This window comes from Chamaesiphon sp. OTE_8_metabat_110 (assembly GCF_031382685.1).
Classification (GTDB): Bacteria; Cyanobacteriota; Cyanobacteriia; order Cyanobacteriales; family Chamaesiphonaceae; genus Chamaesiphon.
The window spans coordinates 1-2,615 of sequence record NZ_JANMZA010000510.1 but is presented as its reverse complement, the minus strand read 5'-3'; the positions used below and the strand labels follow the sequence as shown (position 1 = coordinate 2,615).

Here is a 2,615-nt window from a genome sequence, read left to right as displayed (position 1 = left end):
GCCTGCTCAACGATACCGCCAGCGATCTGCTGTATCCACTCATCCCCTTGTATCTATCCTCAGTTTTGATGTCTGGGCCGAAAGCTTTGGGGCTAATTGAAGGGGCTGCTGAAGCGACTAGCAGTATTTTGAAGCTAGTATCGGGAGTATTAGTCGATAAAACTCATCGTGTCAAGCCTTGGATCGTTTGGGGCTATGGTTTAGCAGGGTTTAGTCGTCCACTGATAGCGATCGCGAGTAGCTGGGTGGGATTGTTGGGAATTAGAATACTCGACAGGGTGGGGAAAGGCTTGCGAAGTTCGCCCCGTGACGCGCTCCTAGCCGCTAGCGTCCCCCCAGAGCGACGGGGTTTGGCATTTGGGTTACATCGATCGATGGATAATGCTGGTGCGGTGTTAGGGCCGATTTTAGCTGCCGTACTGCTGGGTTATGGATTCAAAGTTCGGGATTTGTTTGTGATTTCGATCGTTCCCGCCGTTTTGTGTCTGGGGATGTCACTTCTAATTAGAGAGCCGAAAAATGCGCTGGCTGAGGTTCATCGTGGTAAATTTAGCTGGAATTTTCACAATTTACCGATCGAGTTCAAGCGTTATCTATTGGCTGTAGTGGTGTTTACGCTGGGTAATTCTTCCAATATGTTTCTATTACTCCGAGCCAGAGAATTAGGTTTACCAGAGTCTCAAGTACCCCTCGCCTGGGCGACTATTTCAGCAATTGCGATGATATTTGGTGCGCCATTATCGGCATTATCGGACAGATTTGGCAGGATAAGATCGATCGCTGCTGGTTGGCTAGCCTATGGATTGTTCTATTTAAGCTTGGGATTTTTACCGCCTGAAAATCCAATCTTACTCTTTGGTTTGTTTGCCTTTTACGGTCTATTTCTAGCGGCTACAGAGGGCGTAGAAAAAGCTCTAGTCGCAGATTTAGCTCCATCGGCAATGCTGGGTACAGCTTACGGCTGGTTTAATCTGGCAAGCGGGATGATGTTACTACCTGCTTCAATTATTTTCGGTTGGCTTTATGAAAATGCTGGAGCTACCATCGCTTTTGAATTTTCAGCCTGTTGTGCTGTGGTGTCAACGGTGCTGTTATTTAGAGTTAGGCTCACAGCAAATTAAGTTAAAGAGTCTGAATCGGGTGATGCCGCAACGGGGTAGCTATGCTAACGGGTAAAATCTAGACTAATGTGGGTGTAGGCACAATCCACTGCCGTTAACCTCTACCCCTCAGACTTATGAATTGGTGGCAACAATTAAAACAAAATGGATTGGCAAGAGCGGGTGCGATCGCGCTGATTGTGATGTATCTATCGGTCATCGTCGCTGAGTTTGTGGCTCCATACGATCCTTATGTCTCCCAGGGTGATGGATCGCTGTTACCACCAACTGCGATTCATTGGACAGATGCGCGGGGTAGCTGGATTGGGCCGCATGTTTATCCGACGACTCAGGGGCAAACCGATATCAATACAGGCGATCGCTTTCTCAAAGTAGACCAAACCAAACCATCGCCGATTAACTTATTCGTGCGCGGTGCTAGCTACAAGATCTTGCCGATTAGCATTCCGCTCATTCCCAAATTCGATCCGGCTAATAGTCAGAAAATCAAGGGTAAAGCCCCAGTTGTCAAGACTAAAGCCGATGCTCAAGAGCTGACAATTTTCCCAGGGATTCCCTGTGATTGGCACTTATTTGGCACTAGTGGGCCGGGTAAATTAAACTTATTGGGTACCGACGAACAGGGTCGCGATCAATTCAGTCGGCTCGTCTATGGGGGTAGAATCAGCCTGTTTATCGGTCTGATTGGCGTGTTGATATCTTTCCCGATCGGGTTGGTTTTAGGCGGGATTGCGGGCTATTTTGGCGGCTGGATCGATGCGATTATCATGCGGGTGGCGGAAGTTTTAATGACGTTGCCGAGTCTATATTTATTAGTTGCCCTAGCTTCAGTATTACCCGATCGCGTCAGCAGTTCGCAACGCTTTTTACTGATTATTATTATTACTTCATTTATTAGTTGGGCGGGACTAGCGCGAGTGATTCGCGGTCAAGTATTATCGATCAAAGAACGCGAATTCGTCCAAGCCGCCCGAGCGATGGGTGCCAAACCGTTGTATATTATCCTCCGCCATGTGATTCCCCAGACGGCGACTTACACGATTATTTCGGCAACTCTGGCGATTCCCAGTTTTATCGTCTCTGAATCGGTATTGAGTTTGATTGGATTAGGGATTCAGCCGCCAGATCCATCGTGGGGAAATTTACTTTCGGTAGCCACTAATACTTCGATTCTGATTTTCCAACCTTGGTTGATTTGGCCGCCAGCATTACTAATCATTCTCACAGTCCTCTCGTTCAATCTGCTCGGTGACGGTTTGCGCGATGCGCTCGACCCCCGCAACTTGCAAAGATCGGCAACTAAAGTGGGAATGAAAGCCTAATTTCAATAATTAATAATTAATAATTAAGTAGGTAGGTGCAATTATTTATAAAATAGATTCTGCCTGAAACCTAGATGGTGGGCAGTGCCCACCCTACTAAAGCTCAAGCCTCTACTGGGACTAAGGGATGAAAGGGACTTTGGCTGAGTGCGTTGGGTTTTATTCTTCAACC

The 2,615-nt window shown here is 47.3% G+C and carries 2 protein-coding genes; both read left to right on the top strand.

Annotated elements, in window-relative coordinates; all coding sequences use genetic code 11:
• Positions 1–2 precede the first annotated feature (2 nt).
• Entirely contained in the window at positions 3–1,121 is a 1,119-nt protein-coding gene (locus tag RMO52_RS18585) for an MFS transporter (protein ID WP_396135048.1), read from the top strand.
• 116 nt (positions 1,122–1,237) lie between these two features.
• The gene (locus RMO52_RS18580) at positions 1,238–2,443 is read left to right on the top strand and encodes an ABC transporter permease (protein ID WP_309741977.1); all 1,206 of its coding nucleotides are present in this window, start codon (positions 1,238–1,240) and stop codon (positions 2,441–2,443) included.
• Positions 2,444–2,615: the final 172 nt, after the last annotated feature.